This window comes from uncultured Pontibacter sp., assembly GCF_947502515.1.
Lineage (GTDB): Bacteria > Bacteroidota > Bacteroidia > Cytophagales > Hymenobacteraceae > Pontibacter.
The window spans coordinates 518,524-538,583 of sequence record NZ_CANNAI010000001.1 but is presented as its reverse complement, the minus strand read 5'-3'; the positions used below and the strand labels follow the sequence as shown (position 1 = coordinate 538,583).

Here is a 20,060-nt window from a genome sequence, read left to right as displayed (position 1 = left end):
GTACTATTTTGAACACACTGAGCAGATTTACTATCACTCAAATCACGCTTGTGGCTCTCCTGAGCACAATTCCTGAGTTGGCATAATCTTAGGTATAGCAGAAGAAACCTATAAAAGCTTCACAACTATGAAAAAGAATCTCCTCTTACTGATTGCCTTTCTGATTGGCTTGGCTTATACCGTGCAGGCACAGGGCCAGAAATTACAGAATGGAAAAGTCTTTCATTTGCACCCAAAGGGCGAACAGGAATGGAATTATGCCCAGGCTTACCGGAGCGGCAACATGCTATACCTGTCAGGTACCGTCGGGAAAGGCGATATGGACAAGGCGATGGAGCGTGTTTACCAGACGATCGAACTAACCCTGAAGCAATACGGACTTGACCTGACCCACGTGGTGAAGGAAAACCTGTATGCAACAGACATCGAAGCAGCCAAGAAAAGCCAGCCTATCCGCAGGAAATACTACGGAACCCACACCCCTGCCGCTACCTGGGTTCAGGTATCGAGGCTGTTTGAGGAAGACACCGTGTTGGAAATAGAGGTTATCGCAGAGATCAGCAAGACGGAGTAGCACTAGTATGTACTTATTACAGGAATAGCATACATTTGCTTTGTTCTACCGATAAAATGCTATGCTTTCCCGAGCTCTCACGCAAGCCTTTATAATAGCGGTCCTTTTGTGCTGCGTCTTACTTTCTGGATGTGGAAACAACAGTCAGCTTGTGTTAATAAAACAGGTTAGGTTGTTTGACGGCTCAACAGTTCGGGAGCAGGTCGATGTACTAATTTCGGATGGTGTTATTATCTCTATCGGAGAGCATAGAGCAGGTGAAGCGGCAATTGTGGTGGATGGAAAAGGCAAGACTATTATTCCACTATTGGTCAATGCGCATGCCCATGTGTACGAACCGCAGCATCTAAAAGAGAGTTTGGCTCAAGGTATAGGCACAGTGCTCGACCTGTACACATCCAGTGAAAAAACGAAGCAACTTCGGGTATTCAATGATTCTATACCTTACGCTACTTACTATACCTCTGGGCCCGGCGCAACAGCTCCCGGTGGTCATGGTACACAGCTAGGTTATCCTGTGCCCACAGTCTCCCACGCCGGCGAGGCAAACCGCTTTGTTCGTGACAGGGCAGCTGAAAGCGTTGATTATATCAAGATAATTCGAGAGCCCTTACGATCTACCTTAGACTTTGAAACCATCAGGGCACTTATTAAGGCCTCTCATCAACATAAAAAGTTAGCCATCGCGCATGTTTCCACCTTGGCGGATGCGCTTGCCATCAGCGATTTGAGGATCAATGGATTTGCTCACATCTGGTTTGACAGCGCCATGGATGAAGAACAACTGGCTCAACTGACTGCGCAAAAACCTTTCGTGATCCCTACTTTATTCGCCACAAAAAAACTTCTGCAATACGCCGACCAACAGGATCTTAACTTGCACCACCTGCCTTTTGAGAAAATACAGACAGAAGTACATCGACTACACCAAAGCCAGATTCTCTTATTGGCAGGAACAGATGCGCCGAACCTGGGTATCAACTACCATGATGCCCTACTGGAAGAATTAAGATTACTCAAGGCCTGTGGTTTAAGTGATTTGGAGGTGTTAAAAACGGCGACCATCAACCCAGCCATAGCCTTCAAGTTTTTGGAGAACCAACTTATCAAGGAGAATAGTAAGGCTAATTTTTTACTCGTTGAAGGTGATCCAACAAGTGATATTGAGTCCCTGAGCAATGTCTGGGGAATTTGGAAGAGCGGGATGCGGATAAAATAAAGCTGTTAGACAAAAGTAGACTTTCAGCCCTTCCTATACCTGCAAAATAAAAACGGCAGACCTAAGGCCTGCCGTTTTAAATTTATCACAAACAGTTTTTATTCAGATTGATCAAACAAGCCCCCAGCTACTACCTGCTGCGGCGGAATCTTGCCCAGATGGCGGTAAGCAGCTTCTGTGGCTTCACGTCCGCGTGAGGTACGCTTGATGTAACCTTCCTGGATTAGGAATGGCTCGTATACCTCTTCAATCGTCTCAGACTCTTCGCCGCAAGCCGTCGCGATGGTCGACAAACCGACCGGACCTCCTTTGAACTTGTCAATGATAGTGCTCAGGATACGGTTGTCCATATCATCCAGGCCGTTGTGGTCTACGTCGAGCGCATTCAGGGCAAACTTGGCGATCTCTACGGTAATGGTGCCGTTGCCTTTTACCTGGGCGAAGTCGCGGGTACGGCGCAGCAGGTTGTTAGCAATACGGGGTGTACCGCGGCTACGACGGGCAATCTCAAAAGCGGCATCATCATGAATAGGCGCTCCCAACAGGGCTGAAGAACGCTTCACAATGGAAGTCAGCAACTCCGCATCATAGTACTCCAGGCGGGAGTTGATGCTAAAACGTGCCCGAAGCGGTGAGGTAAGCAAACCGGAACGCGTCGTGGCACCTATCAGCGTAAAAGGGTTCAAACTAATCTGCACAGAACGGGCATTCGGACCCGAATCGAGCATGATGTCGATCTTGTAATCTTCCATCGCTGAGTACAGGTACTCTTCCACAATTGGGTTGAGACGGTGTATCTCGTCGATGAATAATACGTCGTTGGCATCGAGGTTGGTCAGCAAACCAGCCAGATCGCTCGGCTTATCCAGTACCGGGCCGGAAGTCATTTTTATACCTGCATCCAGCTCAGAAGCGATAATATGCGACAGCGTGGTTTTACCCAAACCAGGAGGGCCGTGCAGGAGCACGTGGTCCAGCGCCTCACCACGGTTTTTGGCCGCCAACACAAAAATTTTGAGGTTCTCCACCACCTTCGCCTGCCCCGTAAAATCGGCAAAGCTCAGCGGACGAAGCGCCTTATCAATGTCTTTTTCAACCGGCGACATGTAGTCATTGCTACCGGTGAGATAATCTTCTCTCATAGAATAAACTGTATTATTGTAGCTAAAAGCTATACCTAAAGGTAACAGTTTCAGCTTTGCTTTCGCTCCATTTCTGCCTACGAATTTAATGAATTTTGCTAATTATTTTATAGAAAATCATTAAATATCTAACCAGATTAGCAAAAGCAAAGGCAGCCACTTTCGCAGCTGCCTTCTTATACTTGTAAATCTCCTCGCTTTGAGTAGAAGGATAAGCTTACTTAAATGCCGGTATACCTGTGATATCTGCCCCTGTGATAAGCAGGTGAATGTCGTGCGTACCTTCGTAAGTGATCACCGACTCCAGGTTCATCATGTGGCGCATAATTGGGTACTCGCCCGTAATGCCCATGCCCCCGTGGATCTGGCGTGCTTCGCGTGCGATTTGCAAAGCCATGTCCACGTTGTTACGCTTGGCCATCGAAATCTGCTGTGTAGTCGCTTTGCCTTCGTTCTTTAGAGTACCCAGTCTCCAAGCCAGTAGTTGCGCCTTCGTGATCTCAGTCAACATTTCAGCCAGTTTCTTCTGTGTGAGCTGGAATGCACCAATCGGTTTGTCGAACTGGATACGCTCCATCGCATACTTGCGGGCCGACTCGTAGCAGTCAATCGCGACACCAATGGCTCCCCAGGCTATACCATAACGGGCAGAATCAAGGCAGCCCAACGGACCACGCAGGCCTTCCACATTTGGCAAGAGGTTCTCTTTCGGCACTTTCACGTTGTCAAACACCAGTTCGCCGGTGCAGCTGGCACGCAGGCTCCACTTATTGTGGATCTCTGGGGTAGAAAAACCTTCCATACCGCGCTCCACGATCAGGCCTTTGATGCGACCTTCTTCGTTCTTGGCCCACACTACCGCCACTTGGCACTCCGGTGAGTTGGAAATCCACATCTTGGCACCGTTGAGCAGGTAATGGTCGCCCATGTCTTTGATATTGGTTGTCATACCGCCCGGGTTGGACCCGTGGTCAGGCTCGGTCAGGCCGAAGCAGCCTAGCCACTCGCCGCTCGCCAGTTTAGGCAGGTACTTTTTGCGCTGCTCTTCTGAGCCGTAGGCGTAGATCGGGTACATCACCAGCGAGCCCTGCACCGAAGCGGTAGAGCGCATACCGGAGTCGCCACGCTCGATCTCCTGCATGATGATACCATAACTGATGTAATCCAGTCCGCCTCCGCCGTACTCGGCAGGTATAGTTGGGCCGAAAGCACCCACGTCACCAAATTTCTTCACAATCTCAGATGGAAAGTGCGCGTCCTGCGCCCATTGTTCGATGTTTGGAGAAATTTCTTTCTTCACAAAGTCGCGCAGGGTCTGGCGGATGAGGAGATGCTCCTCAGTCAATAAATCGTCAATGTTATAGTAGTCAGGAGCTCCTGATGATTCGTAGGCCATAGCTTATTTCGTTGTTTTAAGGAAAGGGTAATACGCAAATATAACAAGTTTTCTGAATCAGGATTTGTAGGAATAAAAATAGAGGCCCCTTCCCCCACGGATTTTCAGGATTGATAATGCTGGCGCGGGGTAGTGCGTAGACCTCACAGTGTCTCCGAAGACCTAGAGTGTCTTGTTGGCTACGCAGCGTAGGCAGCGTAGGCATAATGGAGGTATAACTAAAACCTGTTATTGGCGAAAAAGACAATACTTAATCAGTATGTTTATAATACCATCGTCGGCACAGACACTCACAGGTCTTCGGAGACGCTGTGAGGTCTTTGAGCACCTGTTTACTTCAATGCTAACAACGTCCCGATGCAATTGTTGCATGCCCTAAAGCAGAAAACAAGCGTACGCTGCCCTATCACTTGAGGTAAAGCAATCCTGTCTATCCTTAAAAATTCTGAAAATTCTGATCAAAAAAAGCCCCACCTAATGGCGGGGCCTTTCCAAAAAATCTCAATCTATGTTAAAATCTTAAGCCGACAGAAGCCAGGAAATTGCGTGTGGCCTGTGGGTAATAGAAGTTTTCAGTTGTTAACTCCCCTCCTGCTTTGTAGCTGTAGGTATAGCCATTGGCAGCATAGCGTTCGTTGAAGATGTTGTTCACCAGCAGCCCAAGCTCAAGACCTTTCAGGACGCCTGTGAAACCAGTAGTGTAGCGGAAACGCAGATCCCCGACCTGGTAGGCAGGTATGATGCGGCTTTCGTTCTGGGTATTGTCCAGGTACTGCTTACTCACTGTCTTATAGATAAAAGCAGCTTTCAAACCTTTCAGCACTTCTACCTCCAATTGCGTAGCCGACACAAAATCCGGAGAGAAAGCAATAGAGGCTTCACGGTAAGTGTTCATCACCTGGCCACCATCATCATAATCGTCGATGTACTCTTCGAAGTCGCGCAACTTGTTCTGGCTATAGCTCAGGTTACTGCTTAGGCTCGCAAAACCGCCCAAACGCATTGCTCCGGCTAACTCTATACCTTGGCGGTAACTGCGGTCAATGTTCGTACGGGTATAGGCGCCTACGTCATTGATCTCACCGGTCAGCACCAGTTGATTTTTGTAATCCATGAAGAAGTAATTTGCCTCCACGTTGGCGCTGAGTGTACGCCCTACCAGTTCGCCCAATCCAAGCTGACCACGGTAGCCGGCTTCCAGGTTGCGCAGTGTCTCGTGCTTCGGACGGCTATCGGCAGTAGACTCGGTAAAGTCTTTGCGAACCGGCTCGCGGTTTCCTATGGCATAAGAGGCGTATAGTTGATGTCCCGGCTTAATTTCGTAGCTTATACCTGCTTTCGGGTTGTAGAAGGTATAATCCACCTCCTGCTCCAGGTTCTCGAAGTTGTTATCGATACCCTCGAAGGTATAGTTGATCGTGCGCACCTGCATGTCGCCAAACAGACTCAGCTGATCCGTCAGGCTATAAGTGAGTTTACCGAAGATGTTGAAATCCGTCTTCACCGCATTGTTGTCGTAGTAGCGGTCACGGATGTTGGATGTCGAGGCATAGCGTGCCCAGATCACCTCACCGAAGTGGTCGCCATCGTACCTGTTGACGGCACCGCCCAGTGTAGCGCTTAGCCTGGCTGACGGATCATACTGGAAGGCATAAGTGGCACCAAAGAAGTGGTTATCGAGCCAGCGACGGCGGATCAGGTCGGTACGGCTGATGGTCTGATCTCCGATCTGCACATTGGGTAAGCCATAGTTGGAGAGGCGGTCGTTGTTTCGGAACTGCTCGTAGTAGCCACGGCCATAGGTATAGTGCAGCGCTCCGGAGAAAGTCAGCTCCGGCGAGAAGTCATGCGACAGGTGCAGCTGGTAGTGGTCCTGCTGGTAGTTGTCGGTTTCGTTGTCGTAGGTATAGTAATTATACCGGCGGCCGGCGGAGCGCAGGTTTTCGAGATCACGACCTGTGATACCGTTGCGGTCGATGTAGGCCTGCAGGTCAGCTTCGTTGCCGTATACCAGCGCTTCCGGTGTACCATACCAAGCCTGATAGGTTTGCTCCTGCCCTGAGAAAGTCACAAACTTCACTGTCGTCTTATCGCCATAGTAGCCACCCGAGAAGTACATAGATTTCAGATCAGAAAAAGCACGGTCGATGTAGCCGTCCGACTTGATGCGTGACAGACGGCCATCAAAAGCGAATTTGCCGTTGATCAGGCCCGTTCCGAAGCGCACATTGTTCTTCCAGGTATTAAAAGAGCCGTAGCTGTTATCGGTTTCGGCATAAGCCTCGCGGCGCACCTTTTGGGTTTGAATGTTGATGCTTGCTCCGAAGGCACCTGCACCGTTGGTGGATGTACCCACACCGCGCTGCACCTGCATGTCCTCCACTGAAGAGGCAAAATCCGGCATGTTCACAAAGAAGGTACCGTGGCTTTCGGAGTCGTTGACAGGTATACCATTCACGGTTACGTTGATGCGCGTGATATCGGAGCCACGAATGCGAATACCGGTATAGCCTACGCCAGCGCCGGCGTCAGAGTTTACCACGACGGAGGGCACTTGCTCCAACAGGTATGGCAGATCCTGACCGAAGTTGCGCTCGGCTATCTCTTCGCGCGTCACGTTCGTGAAAGTAGTACCTGTTCGCTCATTGGCCCGGGTAGACGACACGAGCACTTCACCAGTGCTTACACTAGCCGGTTGCAGCGCCATGTTCACGCTGGTGTCAACAATCAGCCTGATTTGTCTGCTGGCTTTGTTATAGCCCAGATAAGAAACCTGCAGGGTATACTCGCCTTCCGGCAGATTTTGAAATTGAAAACGGCCATCCTGGCCAGATACGGTGACTTGGTTGCTGCCAGCCAGTACAACGGTGGCTCCCGCCAGCGCTTCGTTTTTGGCAGCATCGGTTACGTAGCCGCTCAGTTGGTACTGAGCAAGCAACTGCAATGGCAACAGTACGACTGCCATCACAATCAGTAATTTTTTCATTGGTGTGTAAGAAAAGAATAAGTTGAAACATACAGACCTGCCTGGGGCCGGCAGCCTGCTACATTGTTTCCCCGCGTTTTTCCCTTCGCCGGCATTACCCGGATCAGGTTCAATGGGTATGATCTCAGCCCGTTGTTATAAGGCACCCCTAAACTGCTGTAAAGGTATGGCTGATTTTCTGTGAAAACAAAACGGACTAAGGCAATTTATGGCTAACCCACTGTATCAAGTAGTTAAGTGCAATTTTATTTTAACAAAAGCCGATAACCACATGCGGGCAAACTACGTTGAAAACAATACAAGGCACATTTTCAAGCACCCGCTCATACCAAGTAGGAATTGCCAGGAAAATAGGCCGGCTGAACCAATTTTAGAGTTTAAGAAGAAATGTGATGATGATCAGCTTACTGTATACTTTAGCACTGCTAACGATACTGGCATATTACGCTTTCGCTCCACGCAAAAAATTCAGAGGGTCTTCCTCTACTGATAATGATGACGATGGAGGCGAGCCACTAGGCGACGATCTGCCAGATCTGGACCTGCCACCCGGCATATCATTGCCCATCAATGATTATGAACCGCAATATGACCTGAGACGCATCAAGGTTCCCAAGTTTCCGGAACCTTCCCTGCAATGAAAACAAAAAGTCCCCTGCTCGAAAAATACAGCAGGGGACTTTTTGATTGAAGTTCTTTCAATTTGACTATAAGACTTCTAAGGTAAAGGTGCGCTCAAATACATGCTTGGGACTGAGCAGATTGATGCCCTCCTTTTTATCGATTTCCCCAGACTCCCCGTCACGACCCGCAATACCACACCAGGGCTCGATGCACACATAAGGCGATGGCCCCGGCTTTGCCCAAATGCCCAGGTATGGAAAACCTTCGAACGTCATCTCGATGCGCCGCTGGTTAGTGCGGCTCCCCAAGGAAAGCTTATCAGAATTCAGGTTCTTGAACACCAATGCATCCTTATCGAAATAACTGTGCTTGAGAGGTAGCACCCGATCATGCTCCAATACCTTTTCTGTGTCGCCACTCTGCAGGCCATCATCGGTCAGCAGGTAGCGGTGCAGCGTTTCCTCTTTCTCAAACTCGATAAAGTAATCTTCGTAGCGCTCCCCAGCGTAAAGCGGCACATTGAAACCCGGATGGCCGCCAATGGAAAAGTACATGCCCTTGCTGTCGCGGTTAAATACCTGGTACGTTACTGACAGCTTGTTATTCTCCAGTTTGTAAGCGATCAGGAGTCTGAACTTGAAGGGGTATACCTTGTAGGTTTCTTCATCGTCATCAAGCTCGAACACCAACTTATCTTCCTCCTGCTCTATCAGCTTAAACTCCTTGTGCCGCGCAAACCCATGCCGCTTCAAGGCGAAAATCTCGTCCTCGTAGGTATAGGTACCCTCAGGCAGTTCCCCCACGATCGGGAATAGATTGGGAGCATGGCTCGCCCAGATTGCCGGATCGGCCTGCCAGATAAGCTCCAGCTGTTCATCCAACTTGATGAAATGCTGCAACTCGGCGCCTTTGCTCTCGACGCCCACCTTAAAGTTATAATTCTGCAAATAGTATAGCATGGTCAGGTATAGGTTTAGGTATGTTGCCGGAGCAATGCATCGACACGCCCGATTGCCTTTTCGAGCCGGTCTTCGTGCTGTCCGCTGATCTCCAGATAGGGCACTTGCAGCGCCTCCAACTCTCGTTTGTACCAATCATAAAAGTACTGGCGCAAATGCGGATGCTCTCGCTGCGGATCAGGCTCCCACGGCAAATCAACGCCCATCAGCAGGTAAAGGTTATAATCCTGCTCTTTTAGTTTTTGAAGCACCCAGTCAGGGCACTGCCCAAAGGCATGCTCACTCCAGATTTTGATCACCAGCAGGTCGGTATCAGAGAACAAAATGCGGCCTGCCTCCTGCTGCACCTGTGCCTCCAAAGCCAATTGCCCTTTGGCGATCTCCTCAAGGTCTTGCAAGGTATAGGGCCTAGCCAAATCTTCGATATAGGTGCGTGCATACTCCGGCACCCACACTGTGTTGTAGTGCGCGGCCAACTGCTGCGACAGCGTAGATTTACCCGTAGACTCAGGCCCTGTGATGGCGACTTTCAGCATACCGCAAAGGTAGGGCAATTATGCTGAAAGTCGCCATCACAGGGCCTGCCATAAAAAAACTGCCGCCAGCAGGATTGGTCCCACTCGCGGCAGTTATATTTAACAGCCTTCTACTGCTATTCCTTTTTAAGTAGTTTATCTTTTACCGTTATTTTGTCTGATTTACTGATTAAGCTTGTATGCACCGACTATATTTAAATCCATCACTATCCACCTCTCCATCTCAATTATAAATCAACATTACAGGTAGTGTGCGTTTTACATAGTTGGTTTAACCGATTTTGAGCATTCGTTAATCTGAGATCAGATTCTAGCGATACGAGCGCATTCACCAATAGCTTATAGGATAAGCAAGGAGAGGTAGAGACAGTTTTATATTAGTTTGCAGACGGCAACCCTTTAATCACCCATTAGCTAACTGAACTTTAACCTAATACACTATTAAAACTTTAAAAAACAGGTAGATTTTTGCTATTTATAGTTTACTACATATCATAGTAGGTAGACGGGTATATGCGGAGGGTAAGCAATGATACAAACCAAATCCATAGAACGATCTGATGCAATCAAAGTATAAAAAAAGGATACATAGATTATGTATCCTTTTTTTATACTACAGCCTGGACAGTTAATACAGGCAAATACTTAATTCTCAGTGAAGCTATAATCATAGAAATTATACACCTCCACCTCTTTGGGGTGCCTATCGCCGTGCTGACATAGCAGCAGGCGCTTGGGGCTTTCGTCCGGAGACTCGTAGCCCCATTTCATACGGTTCTCATACTTGAGTTCGTCCGGCAATTCAATCTTGTGGTTCTTCATACATAGTGTCGTTGTAGCGTGGAACATAGGTACTCGCATACTTTGGCGCACTAAAATTCAACGATTGCCTCAGCTACACTCATGTACGGCACATACCATGCCATGACTGCATAAGATAGAAACATAAAACAGGACATTTCTAACAATCACTTTGTAACATGAGCTACAGCTTCCTTTTCCATGTCCCGTTTCCAGTCCAGATAGCCTATTGTGGCCAGAATCAGGAAAATAAAATACAGAAAAGCTGTCAGGTATAGCTCCTTATAAGTGTAAACTCCCACGTACACTACATCCACTGCCAGCCACACCAACCAGTTCTCCAGGCGCTTTTTGGCCATAAGCCAGTAGGCCATCAGACTCACAGCTGTAGTGGCCGAGTCGGTATAGGACAAATCGGCGTCGGTATAGTTGTCAAGAAAATAACCTAGGCCGCCTGTGAAAGCTACCACCAGCGCAATTAACACCCACAACTCATGCTGCCTAACGTTGGTGACTTTGCGCTCGGTATGCCCTTTGCCGCCGTAAAGCCATTCATACCACCCATAAAAACTCGTGATAATGTAAAAGGCGTTTAGCCCCATGTCGGCGTATAGGCGGGCATCGTAGAAAATGAACACGTAAGCTGTCACACTCACCACACTGATGGGCCAGGTCCAGATACTCTGTTTGGCGGCCAGCCACACCCCGGCTATACCTGTGATCACGCCTACCACTTCGACCAGGCTCATGCCCTGTAATCCTTCCAGAATGCTATTGTAAAAATCTGTCATCTATACCTGTGTAAGCCCATGATTTAGGCTAATTTGTTGCTAAGTTTGTAAATCGAAACCAAAACGCCAAAGCTAAAGGTATAGCAAAGACAGGAGCCTTATTATTATGGACGAGATCACAGCACAGGAACTGAAAGAGAGACTAAGCCGCAACGCCCAACTGCAGATTGTAGATGTGCGTGAGCCTGTGGAGTTTGAGATATGCAACCTGGGTGGAGAACTCATCCCTTTGGGGGACTTGTCCAAGCAGGTGAACCGCATCCGGCGCGACATACCGGTGGTCATGGTTTGCCATCATGGCTTCCGCAGCGCACAAGCCATCAACTACCTCGCCCAGCGTCTTGGCTACGACAATCTGCTAAATCTGAAAGGCGGTATTCATGCCTGGGCTACACAGGTAGATCCCACTATGCGCGTGTACTAAGTATAGCGCTATACCTGCTGAAGTCTGGCATTCTCTTTCTTCTTCTGTAGCATTTCCCCGCAAGCACTTCTGAACAATTATTAACATTTTAAAATATTTCTGATGGGAGCCGTATAGCAGGTTTTGAATAATTTTCTCGCAGCTCTTGCTAAATTATCCGGATTAATTTATGTAATTTTACGCGGCAAATAAGGACCCCTAATTTATTTGCCATGATCGCTGATCAATCCAAAATTGTATTTGAGGCACTCACCTACGACGACGTGCTTCTGCTCCCGGCCTACTCCGAGGTGCTCCCCCACAACACTGATACTTCCACACAGCTTACACGCAACATAAGAATCAACATCCCGTTGCTTTCTGCCGCTATGGATACCGTAACCGAGGCTGAACTCGCGATCGCTATGGCACAGGAAGGAGGCATCGGCATTATCCATAAAAACATGTCGATCAAGGCGCAGGCTGAGCAGGTGCGCAAAGTGAAGCGCTCTGAAAGCGGCATGATCCTCGATCCGATCACATTGGAGGAAGATGCTACGCTCGGCGATGCCGTTCGCATCATGTCAGAGAACAAGATCGGAGGTATACCAATCACCAATGGCAAGGGCAAGCTCACCGGCATCCTGACTAACCGCGACCTGCGCTTCGAGAAAGACCTGACCCAGCCCGTGAGAGCCGTGATGACGACCGAAAATCTCATCACAGCCGAGAAAGGCACTGACCTGGCAAAAGCCGAAGACATTTTGCAACAGTACAAGATCGAGAAACTGCCGGTAGTGGATGGCGAGGGCAACCTGGTGGGTTTGATCACTTACAAAGACATTCTGAAGAAAAAAGACCGCCCGAACGCCTGCAAAGATGAGTACGGCCGTTTGCGTGTAGGTGCCGCCGTGGGCGTAACACCTGACGTGATGGACCGCATCAAAGCATTGGTAGAAGCTGGCGTGGACGTAATCAGCGTTGACACAGCCCACGGTCACTCCAAAGGTGTGCTGGATGTAGTGCGCAAGATCAAAGACAACTTCCCTAACCTGGATGTGATTGCAGGTAACGTAGCTACTGCCGAAGGTGCGAAGGCACTGGCAGATGCAGGAGCCGATGCCGTGAAAGTGGGTGTTGGCCCGGGCAGTATCTGTACCACCCGCGTGATTGCAGGTATAGGCGTGCCGCAGCTCTCTGCTGTGATGGAAGCCGCCAGAGGTCTGGAGGGTACGGATGTGCCAGTGATTGCAGACGGTGGCATTAAATTCTCGGGTGATATTGTAAAGGCCCTGGCCGGAGGTGCAAGCACTGTGATGGTGGGTTCTCTGTTGGCTGGTACCGAGGAGGCGCCAGGTGAGATGATCATCTACGAAGGTCGTAAGTTTAAGACGTACCGCGGCATGGGTTCTATTGAGGCAATGGAAGAAGGTTCGAAAGATCGCTACTTCCAGGGCAACGAAAAAGACAGCAAGAAACTGGTGCCAGAAGGTATAGTAGGCCGCGTGGCCTATAAAGGCCTGGTATCAGAGGTGATCTACCAACTGGTGGGTGGCATCCGCGCCGGTATGGGCTATTGCGGCACCCCGACTATACCTGCGCTCCAAAGCGCCAAGATGGTAAAAATAACAGGGGCTGGTTTGCGTGAGAGTCACCCGCACGATGTACAGATCATGCGCGAGGCTCCAAACTACAGCCGCTAGTCATTTCATAACACAACAATAAAAGAAGTAGGTTGGCCTTTTGCTAACCTACTTCTTCTTTTTTACGTTATGCAAGTTGTTCTTTAAAAACTCACCTCGACAACTTGGCCAAAGAGCAAAAATTTTTCTTACCTTACAAACTGATAAAGTCTCGGGCAAGCCATTTTCTGTCGCCGATAAAACTAAGCACGGTTTTCCGTTTTATGCTTTATAGAACCAACGCGAAATCTCTATTTATTACTTCAGCTCTGGTCAGCTGGTCGCTCCTGCTGGCTAATGTGCTGTTGGCGGCAGAGAGCTTGCGGCAGGAAAGCTCCAATGGCCTGGATCTGCCTTTTGTCAACAACTTTCTGATCGTCGTTTTCATCATCTCTGTCTTTGGCTTCCAGCGCATGAGTGCTGACAACCTCAAAGGTATCGACTTCATCGGTTATCTTTGGAACATCTTTGCCAAAGGAGGTATAGCTGCCTACTTGAGTGTTGCCTTGTACATGGTGTACCGCATGGTTACCAACTATTCCAACGTGCAGTCGCCACTGCTGCTGCACATGGTGTATCAGGTAAACTTTGGCTTACTGGTGCTGTTCCTGGCAAAGGCTTTCTATGTGTGGCGACAGTTGATACTCTACCATAAGAACAAGTTTATCCAGATCGCCTGGGACTGGTACGAGATCCTGCTCTTTGCTACGCTGCTTCTCACACTGCTCAACTTCAACTACAGCAGCCTGATCTTCATGCCGCTGCTAGGGCTGATCGCGCTCTATACTTTGTTCCTGTGCACCAACCTCAAATGGGTAGCTTACCTGACGTTCAACAAGAAAGGCAGGTCGCTTATTTTGCTTGTCGCTATCCTGCTGGCCTGCTACATCTTCGCAGACTTCTTCTACAACTTTGCAGACAGTCCGCTGCTTGTAATCGACTATACCGATGTGGGTTTCCTGCTGCTGGCCATGTTCTTTGTAGCGCTGTATACCTTCGCCGCTTTCCTGGTAGCGCTCTTCAGCTTGCCTACCTCGAGTGTGTTTGAGCAAAAGAGCGAAGACCTACTCAACTTCCAGCGCCTGAGCCAGTCCATACAGCAGGGCCAAAGCGAGAAGCAGGTATACGACATGCTTTTTGAGAGCACCGTAAAGGCCGCCGATGCCAGCGCTGCCTGGCTCGAGATATTCAAAGGCGAGAAAAAAGATGAAATAGAGTTGTGCCATCAGCTCACCATAGAAGAAGAGCAGATCAAGCGCATACGGCACTTGTTGCTGGCCTACAACATCCAGCACATCGACTACATCAACAATAACCTCGATCGTAACCCTGGCTTCCGGGACCTGACACTGCCCTGGAAGTCGCTGATCATTCTGCCCATTAAGTCCAAGAAGCACCTCTTTGGGGTGCTATACCTGCTCAAGGATATAGAGCAGGGCTTTGATAGGGAAACTGTGAATGTGCTGCGCACCTTCACCAACCAGACCATTCTCACGATCGAAAATCTGCGCCTGGTACACGAGTCGTTGCAAAACGAGCGTTACAAAGAGGAGCTTAAGATTGCCTCACTTGTGCAGGACAGCCTGATTCCTAAAAAATTCCCGAGTGACAGCTGGTTCGAGATTTCCACGCATGCGAAAGCAGCCAAAGAAGTAGGTGGTGACTTTTATGACTTCTTGCAACTGAGCGAGTCACGCATCGCCATTATTATCGGCGACGTGTCGGGCAAAGGTATTTCGGCGGCCTTCCACATGGCCCAGATGAAGGGTATTTTCCATGGCCTGATGCAACAGGATATGCCGCCTAGTGAGTTCATGAAACAGGCTAACAGCGCCCTGAGCCGCTGCCTTGAGAAAACCTCTTTTATTACTTCTGCGCTATACATCATTGATTATCGCATGAAGGGCTTTATGTTTGCCCGCGCAGGCCACTGCCATACCCTGTACTACAACTCCATGATGGATGACACTTTCTATTTCCAGACGGACGGACTGGGACTTGGCATCATTCGTGATAAAAGTTATAACAATCACGTTCGGGAAATGTATTATGATTACAACCCGAGCGATGTGATGGTGATTTACACAGATGGTATTGTGGAGGCTCGCAGCCCTGCCAACGAGGAGTATGGAGAGGACAGATTGCGCTACATGCTCACCCAGACCTACCACCTGGAGGCCGAGGATATCAAGTGTGCTATTATTAACGACCTGGAGGACTTTACCGGTCCCACAGAAAACCTATATGATGACCAGACGCTGCTTGTCATCAAGTTTAAGCCGACTCAACCTAGTGAATAGTTATACGTAAAGGATGCCGATGAAAATTACTAACCAAATCAAAGACACGACAATCATCATCACCCTGGATGGTGAACTGGACGCAAGCTCATCAGTTATGCTCGATGAAGCGCTTTCCGACCCCGAGATCATGACCTACAGCAAGATCCTGGTAGACTGCAAAGACCTGAACTACATCTCGTCTGCGGGCCTTGGGGTATTCATTTCGCACCTGCAGCGATTTGAGGATGCACAGATCAAACTCATTTTCTACAACATGCAGGACAAAGTGCGCAACGTGTTCGAAATCCTGGGCCTTGACCTGCTCATGACTATCGTTTCGGATTACGAGGAAGCCATGACCATTGCTGATGAATAATAAAATTACAGTTAGCTGTACTAAAAAAAATCTGAAGCAAATACGGGACTTCGTCACGGAGTATCTGGCAGGCTACAAACTGACAGATATCCTGATGAATCAGATCGTATTGGCTGTGGATGAGATATGCGCGAACCTCATCATCCACGCCAATCAGGAAGATCCTTCCAAATCCATTTCAATGGCCATAACGGAGAAGAGCGGGATGCTCAAATTCGAGATTACCGATAATGGCGTGGCTTTTCGCCGCTCAGAATACAAAGAGCCTAACATCGAAGAGCATATCCGGATCGGCAAAAAGGGGGGCGTCGGCATCGCCCTCGTCAACCGCATCATGGACCGCGTGGAATTCGAGTCAGACGATAGGCAGAACACCTGCCTCCTCTACAAAAAAATTAAATAGGGCTGAGCTGCACACTTTTAGCGCCCCTTGTCCGTTATCCGGAACGAAATCGCATGCAATAGGATTATAGTGGTACTTTTTGACTAATCTGTCAGAAAAATTAACTAAAATTGCATGATCTGACCTCGTCAGGACAAAACCAAGCGTTAGTTTATCATCTATTTATGCGCAGCAATCAACTACTTGTTGCGGCAGCGGCCCTCCTAATGGCTGGCTGTACCGCAACCAGGAAGAATGACAAGCAGGAACCTATCATTGCGACCATTGGCTCCCAACCTATTTACACATCCGAGTTTCAGTATGTGTATGAGAAGAACAACGGAGGCAATGAAGACGCCTATACTCGCCAGAGTGTAAGCGAATACCTCGATCTCTATACCCGTTTCAAGCTGAAGGTGATGGAAGGCGAAAGCCGTGGCCTGGACACCACCACCGCTTTTAAGCGCGAACTGGAGGGCTATAAGGAACAACTCGCCCAACCTTACCTCACCGAAAAAAGTGTAACCGACCAGCTGGTGCAGGAGGCTTACGAGCGCCTGAAACAGGAGGTGAACGCATCGCACATACTGCTCGGTCTACCCAACGACCCAAGCCCGCAGGACACACTGGCAGCCTACAACCAGGCCCTGGAGTTGCGCAAGCGCTTGGAGGCTGGAGAGGCCTTTGAAAAGCTTGCCCGTGAGTTTTCACACGACCCATCGGCAGCTGAAAACGGTGGCAACCTGGGCTACTTTACGGCCATGCAGATGGTATACCGCTTCGAAGACGCCGCCTACAAAACACCCGTTGGCCAGATCTCGATGCCGGTTCGCACCCGATTCGGCTATCACCTGATCAAAGTAAACGACAAGCGTGCCGCACAGGGCGAAGTAAAAGTAGCTCACATCATGGTACGTGCCACACCGGGTATGCCGAAGGCAGACTCACTGGCAGCCAAGCAGCGCATCGATGCCATCTATAAGCGTGTGCAGCGCAACGAGAGCTGGGACCGCCTGGCCGCTGAGTTTTCAGAGGACGCCAACTCTGCCGCCAACGGCGGAGAGCTGCCTTGGTTCGGTACTGGCCGCATGATCCCTTCGTTTGAAGAGGTATCATTTGCCTTGAAAAAAGAAGGTGAAGTGGCCCCTCCGGTACTGACGCCTTATGGCTGGCACATAATCAAGCTTATCGGCAAGCAATCGCTTCCTCCGTTTGAGGACATGGAGCAGAACCTGCGCAACAAGATTGCCAAAGACTCCCGCTCCGAGTTGAACAAAGCAGCCTTCCTGAAGCGCATCAAAACAGAAAACAACTTCAGCGAAGATGCCACTGTGAAAGCCGCTGCCTTGGGTAAGGCGACAGACGCCCTGATGCAAGGTAAATGGGACTATGATGCCGCTGATAAATCTCTGAAGAATACACTGTTCACAATACAGGGCAAGCCTTATACCGTGGCCGACTTCTATACCTATGTGAGGGCTGAGCAACGTCCGCGTATGGCAGGCACCCCACAGCACCACATGAGCTCGTTCTATGACAACTTCGTGCAGAAGAGCCTGTTGGCTTACGAGCGTGCCAACCTGGAGAACAAGTATCCGGATTACCGCATGCTGGTGCGTGAGTACCACGACGGCATCCTGCTGTTCCAGTTGATGGACGAAAAGGTATGGTCAAAGGCTGTAGAAGACACAGCTGGCCTCCAGGCGTACTTTGAGCAGAACCGTGATAAGTACCAGTGGAAAGAGCGTGCACAGGCCACCGTGATCAGCGCTGCCAATGCAGAACTGCTCACTAAAGCACAGCAGCAGTTGAGTGAGCGCCGCTACGAGGTACGCAACGGCAAACCAGCCGATATTACTTTCGAAACGAACAGCGCCACCCCGGATCAGGCAAGTATAGCCCGACTGAACGAATTGGCTGACCGCTTAAGCAATAACCCGAACCTGACACTGGAAGTGAATGGCCATGCCGATGCACGTGAAGCAGCTGGCAAGCGTGACCTTTCCGCAGAGCGCTCGCAGGCTATAATGGCTTACCTGACAGCCCATGGCGTAGCAGCAGATCAGCTCAGCGCCAAAGCACTGGGCAAAACCAAGCAAGCCGCTGCTGACAATACCGAAACAGGTCGCCGCCGCAACAGACGCGTGTCGTTCACGCTTTACTCTTCAGAGTTGAGCGCACTGGCTGACAACCTGAATGCTGGCAACCCGCTAGGTGTACAGATCGTCGAGAAAAAATTCCAGAAAGGCGAAAACAAAGCTGTGGACGCTGTGAAGTGGGAAAAAGGCTCTTACAACACCGAACTGAACGGACGCAAGTACCTGGTGATCGTGCACGATGTGCTGGCTCCTGCTCCCAAGCAGCTGTCTGAAGTGAGAGGTCAGGTAACGGCTGACTACCAGAACTACCTGGACGAGCAGTGGGTAAAGCAGCTGCAGGAAAAGAACCCGGTTAGCGTTAACCAGACAGAGGTCGATAAAATTATCAGAAAATAAAGCGGGTCCGCAACGAGAGAACCGATAGAAGCCAACATGCATAACACAATCTATAAAACGAAAAACCTGGCCCTGCTACTGCTCAGCCTGATTACGGTATTTACAGCTACGGCACAGGCACCTACCCAGAAAAAATTGGACGGCATTATTGCCAAGGTAGACAACCATGTGATCCTGCGTTCCGAACTTGAATTCAGCTACCTGCAGTACCTGGCCCAGAACAAACAGCAGCCAAGCGAACAGAACGAGCCCTTGAAGTGCGAGATACTTAAATCGATGGTACAGGAGAAGCTATTGCTGGCCCGTGCCGAGATTGACTCAGTTGTAGTGGAGGAAGCTGCCGTAACCGGTGAGTTGAACCGCCGAATTGATTACCTGGCCTCCCAAGTGGGCGGTACCGAGCGTTTGGAGCAGTACTACAAAAAGAGCATTAAGCAGCTGCGCGACGAACTGCGCCGCACTGTTCGCAACCAGATGGTGTCTGAAAAGATGCAGCGTGATATCACTGAGAAAGTAACCGTTACCCCGAAAGAGGTACGTCGTTATTTCAACCAGATCCCGGCTGACAGCTTGCCTTACTTCTCCAGCGAAGTACAACTGAGCCACATCGTGAAGTATGCAGAGGTAAGCCGCCAGCAGAAGCAGGCTGCCCGCCAGCAACTGGAAGCTCTACGTGAGCGCATTGTGGCCGGAGAAGACTTTGCCACACTGGCACGTGAGTATTCGCAAGACCCGGGTTCAGCAGAAGCTGGTGGAGAACTGGGCTTCTTCAAGAAGAAAGAACTGGTACCAGAGTATGAAGCCGCCGCGCTGCGCCTCGAGCCAGGCCAGATGTCTAATGTCATAGAGTCCATGTTCGGCTTCCACCTGATCCAGATGATCGAGCGCAAAGGCCAGGAGTTCAACACACGTCATATCCTGATCAAGCCTGCCACCGCCCGTGTGGATGTGCAGGATGCCATCGCCGCCCTGGACAGTGTGCGTACGCTGATCGTGAATGACAGCATTAGCTTTGCCAAGGCTGCCAAAGATTTTTCGGACGACAAGAACACAAAAGACAACGGTGGCACCCTGATGAGCCGTATAACTGGTAGTTCTTACATCCCGATGGATGAAGTGGAACCAGGTATATTCTTCGTGATCGACACCATGAAAGTTGGTGACGTGTCGAAGCCAGTTAGCTTCACAACGCCTGACGGTAGAGAAGCAGCCCGCATCATCCAGCTTCGTTACAAATCGTCTCCTCACCTCGCCAACCTGCGCGACGACTACCAAAAGATCGCCGCCGCCGCCCTGGCACAGAAAAGAGACAAAGCTGTGGATGAGTGGTTCCGAAAAAACATTGACACCGTATTCATCGAGATCGATCCGGACTACGACCGATGCAAAGTGCTTAACTTAACGCAATAGAC

General features: G+C 49.7%; 17 protein-coding genes and 1 riboswitch. Of the genes, 10 read left to right on the top strand and 7 right to left on the bottom strand.

Annotation, left to right across the window (positions count from 1 at the left end; all coding sequences use genetic code 11):
* The first annotated feature begins 127 nt into the window (after window positions 1–127).
* Together Q1A54_RS02605 and Q1A54_RS02600 are read left to right on the top strand one after the other, a co-directional pair.
* The gene (locus Q1A54_RS02605; protein WP_299984838.1) at window positions 128–574 is read left to right on the top strand and encodes a RidA family protein; all 447 of its coding nucleotides are present in this window, start codon (window positions 128–130) and stop codon (window positions 572–574) included.
* A 172-nt stretch (window positions 575–746) separates the two neighbouring features.
* A complete protein-coding gene (locus Q1A54_RS02600; RefSeq protein WP_299984836.1) occupies window positions 747–1,793 on the top strand; it encodes an amidohydrolase family protein in 1,047 nt (348 codons plus the stop codon).
* A 98-nt stretch (window positions 1,794–1,891) separates the two neighbouring features.
* Here Q1A54_RS02600 and ruvB read toward each other — a convergent pair whose 3' ends face one another.
* The 3 genes from ruvB to Q1A54_RS02585 all read right to left on the bottom strand — a co-directional run bounded on the left by ruvB (window position 1,892) and on the right by Q1A54_RS02585 (window position 7,317).
* Window positions 1,892–2,935, bottom strand: a complete 1,044-nt coding sequence (ruvB, locus tag Q1A54_RS02595; RefSeq protein ID WP_007653991.1) for a Holliday junction branch migration DNA helicase RuvB — start codon at window positions 2,933–2,935, stop codon at window positions 1,892–1,894.
* Between the two features lie 217 nt (window positions 2,936–3,152).
* Entirely contained in the window at window positions 3,153–4,331 is a 1,179-nt protein-coding gene (locus Q1A54_RS02590; protein WP_299984833.1) for an acyl-CoA dehydrogenase family protein, read from the bottom strand.
* A 511-nt stretch (window positions 4,332–4,842) separates the two neighbouring features.
* Entirely contained in the window at window positions 4,843–7,317 is a 2,475-nt protein-coding gene (locus tag Q1A54_RS02585; RefSeq protein ID WP_299984831.1) for a TonB-dependent receptor, read from the bottom strand.
* A 62-nt stretch (window positions 7,318–7,379) separates the two neighbouring features.
* A riboswitch (TPP riboswitch) is annotated at window positions 7,380–7,477 on the bottom strand.
* A gap of 232 nt (window positions 7,478–7,709) precedes the next feature.
* Here Q1A54_RS02585 and Q1A54_RS02580 point away from each other — a divergent pair.
* Window positions 7,710–7,958, top strand: a complete 249-nt coding sequence (locus Q1A54_RS02580; RefSeq protein ID WP_007654857.1) for a hypothetical protein — start codon at window positions 7,710–7,712, stop codon at window positions 7,956–7,958.
* Between the two features lie 66 nt (window positions 7,959–8,024).
* Here Q1A54_RS02580 and Q1A54_RS02575 read toward each other — a convergent pair whose 3' ends face one another.
* The 4 genes from Q1A54_RS02575 to pnuC form a co-directional block, all read right to left on the bottom strand.
* Window positions 8,025–8,900 carry an aldose 1-epimerase family protein gene (locus tag Q1A54_RS02575; protein ID WP_299984828.1) on the bottom strand — a complete coding sequence of 292 codons (876 nt, stop codon included), beginning with the start codon at window positions 8,898–8,900 and terminating at the stop codon, window positions 8,025–8,027.
* A 14-nt stretch (window positions 8,901–8,914) separates the two neighbouring features.
* A complete protein-coding gene (locus tag Q1A54_RS02570; protein ID WP_196114219.1) occupies window positions 8,915–9,436 on the bottom strand; it encodes an ATP-binding protein in 522 nt (173 codons plus the stop codon).
* Window positions 9,437–10,081: 645 nt separating this feature from the next.
* Window positions 10,082–10,258, bottom strand: coding sequence for a hypothetical protein (locus Q1A54_RS02565; protein ID WP_196114218.1), 177 nt, complete (start codon window positions 10,256–10,258; stop codon window positions 10,082–10,084).
* 146 nt (window positions 10,259–10,404) lie between these two features.
* On the bottom strand, window positions 10,405–11,028 hold the full coding sequence (gene pnuC / locus Q1A54_RS02560) for a nicotinamide riboside transporter PnuC (protein ID WP_299984823.1): 624 nt from the start codon (window positions 11,026–11,028) through the stop codon (window positions 10,405–10,407).
* 106 nt (window positions 11,029–11,134) lie between these two features.
* Between pnuC and Q1A54_RS02555 the strand changes: the two genes are divergently transcribed.
* The 7 genes from Q1A54_RS02555 to Q1A54_RS02525 all read left to right on the top strand — a co-directional run bounded on the left by Q1A54_RS02555 (window position 11,135) and on the right by Q1A54_RS02525 (window position 20,058).
* Window positions 11,135–11,452, top strand: coding sequence for a rhodanese-like domain-containing protein (locus tag Q1A54_RS02555; protein WP_299984821.1), 318 nt, complete (start codon window positions 11,135–11,137; stop codon window positions 11,450–11,452).
* 212 nt (window positions 11,453–11,664) lie between these two features.
* Window positions 11,665–13,134 (top strand): IMP dehydrogenase, encoded by a 1,470-nt coding sequence (gene guaB, locus Q1A54_RS02550; protein ID WP_007657832.1) that lies wholly within the window; start codon window positions 11,665–11,667, stop codon window positions 13,132–13,134.
* Window positions 13,135–13,337: 203 nt separating this feature from the next.
* A complete protein-coding gene (locus Q1A54_RS02545) occupies window positions 13,338–15,413 on the top strand; it encodes a GAF domain-containing SpoIIE family protein phosphatase (protein WP_299984819.1) in 2,076 nt (691 codons plus the stop codon).
* Window positions 15,414–15,432: 19 nt separating this feature from the next.
* Window positions 15,433–15,771, top strand: coding sequence for an STAS domain-containing protein (locus Q1A54_RS02540; RefSeq protein ID WP_040574303.1), 339 nt, complete (start codon window positions 15,433–15,435; stop codon window positions 15,769–15,771).
* On the top strand, window positions 15,764–16,174 hold the full coding sequence (locus Q1A54_RS02535; RefSeq protein ID WP_196119862.1) for an ATP-binding protein: 411 nt from the start codon (window positions 15,764–15,766) through the stop codon (window positions 16,172–16,174). The genes Q1A54_RS02540 and Q1A54_RS02535 overlap by 8 nt, the downstream gene beginning before the upstream one ends.
* Window positions 16,175–16,338: 164 nt before the next feature.
* Window positions 16,339–18,648 (top strand): peptidylprolyl isomerase, encoded by a 2,310-nt coding sequence (locus Q1A54_RS02530; RefSeq protein WP_299984814.1) that lies wholly within the window; start codon window positions 16,339–16,341, stop codon window positions 18,646–18,648.
* 36 nt (window positions 18,649–18,684) lie between these two features.
* A complete protein-coding gene (locus Q1A54_RS02525; protein WP_299984812.1) occupies window positions 18,685–20,058 on the top strand; it encodes a peptidylprolyl isomerase in 1,374 nt (457 codons plus the stop codon).
* Window positions 20,059–20,060: the final 2 nt, after the last annotated feature.

Excerpts from the sequence above, each read along its gene's own strand:
- Q1A54_RS02545 (WP_299984819.1), top strand. The coding sequence starts at position 13,338 with ATGCTTTATAGAACCAACGCGAAATCTCTATTTATTACTTCAGCTCTG.
- Q1A54_RS02580 (WP_007654857.1), top strand. The coding sequence starts at position 7,710 with ATGATGATCAGCTTACTGTATACTTTAGCACTGCTAACGATACTGGCA.
- Q1A54_RS02535 (WP_196119862.1), top strand. The coding sequence starts at position 15,764 with ATGAATAATAAAATTACAGTTAGCTGTACTAAAAAAAATCTGAAGCAA.
- Q1A54_RS02530 (WP_299984814.1), top strand. The coding sequence starts at position 16,339 with ATGCGCAGCAATCAACTACTTGTTGCGGCAGCGGCCCTCCTAATGGCT.
- ruvB (WP_007653991.1), bottom strand. The coding sequence starts at position 2,935 with ATGAGAGAAGATTATCTCACCGGTAGCAATGACTACATGTCGCCGGTT.
- Q1A54_RS02540 (WP_040574303.1), top strand. The coding sequence starts at position 15,433 with ATGAAAATTACTAACCAAATCAAAGACACGACAATCATCATCACCCTG.
- Q1A54_RS02570 (WP_196114219.1), bottom strand. The coding sequence starts at position 9,436 with ATGCTGAAAGTCGCCATCACAGGGCCTGAGTCTACGGGTAAATCTACG.
- guaB (WP_007657832.1), top strand. The coding sequence starts at position 11,665 with ATGATCGCTGATCAATCCAAAATTGTATTTGAGGCACTCACCTACGAC.
- Q1A54_RS02575 (WP_299984828.1), bottom strand. The coding sequence starts at position 8,900 with ATGCTATACTATTTGCAGAATTATAACTTTAAGGTGGGCGTCGAGAGC.
- Q1A54_RS02555 (WP_299984821.1), top strand. The coding sequence starts at position 11,135 with ATGGACGAGATCACAGCACAGGAACTGAAAGAGAGACTAAGCCGCAAC.
- Q1A54_RS02565 (WP_196114218.1), bottom strand. The coding sequence starts at position 10,258 with ATGAAGAACCACAAGATTGAATTGCCGGACGAACTCAAGTATGAGAAC.
- Q1A54_RS02585 (WP_299984831.1), bottom strand. The coding sequence starts at position 7,317 with ATGAAAAAATTACTGATTGTGATGGCAGTCGTACTGTTGCCATTGCAG.
- Q1A54_RS02605 (WP_299984838.1), top strand. The coding sequence starts at position 128 with ATGAAAAAGAATCTCCTCTTACTGATTGCCTTTCTGATTGGCTTGGCT.
- Q1A54_RS02590 (WP_299984833.1), bottom strand. The coding sequence starts at position 4,331 with ATGGCCTACGAATCATCAGGAGCTCCTGACTACTATAACATTGACGAT.
- pnuC (WP_299984823.1), bottom strand. The coding sequence starts at position 11,028 with ATGACAGATTTTTACAATAGCATTCTGGAAGGATTACAGGGCATGAGC.
- Q1A54_RS02525 (WP_299984812.1), top strand. The coding sequence starts at position 18,685 with ATGCATAACACAATCTATAAAACGAAAAACCTGGCCCTGCTACTGCTC.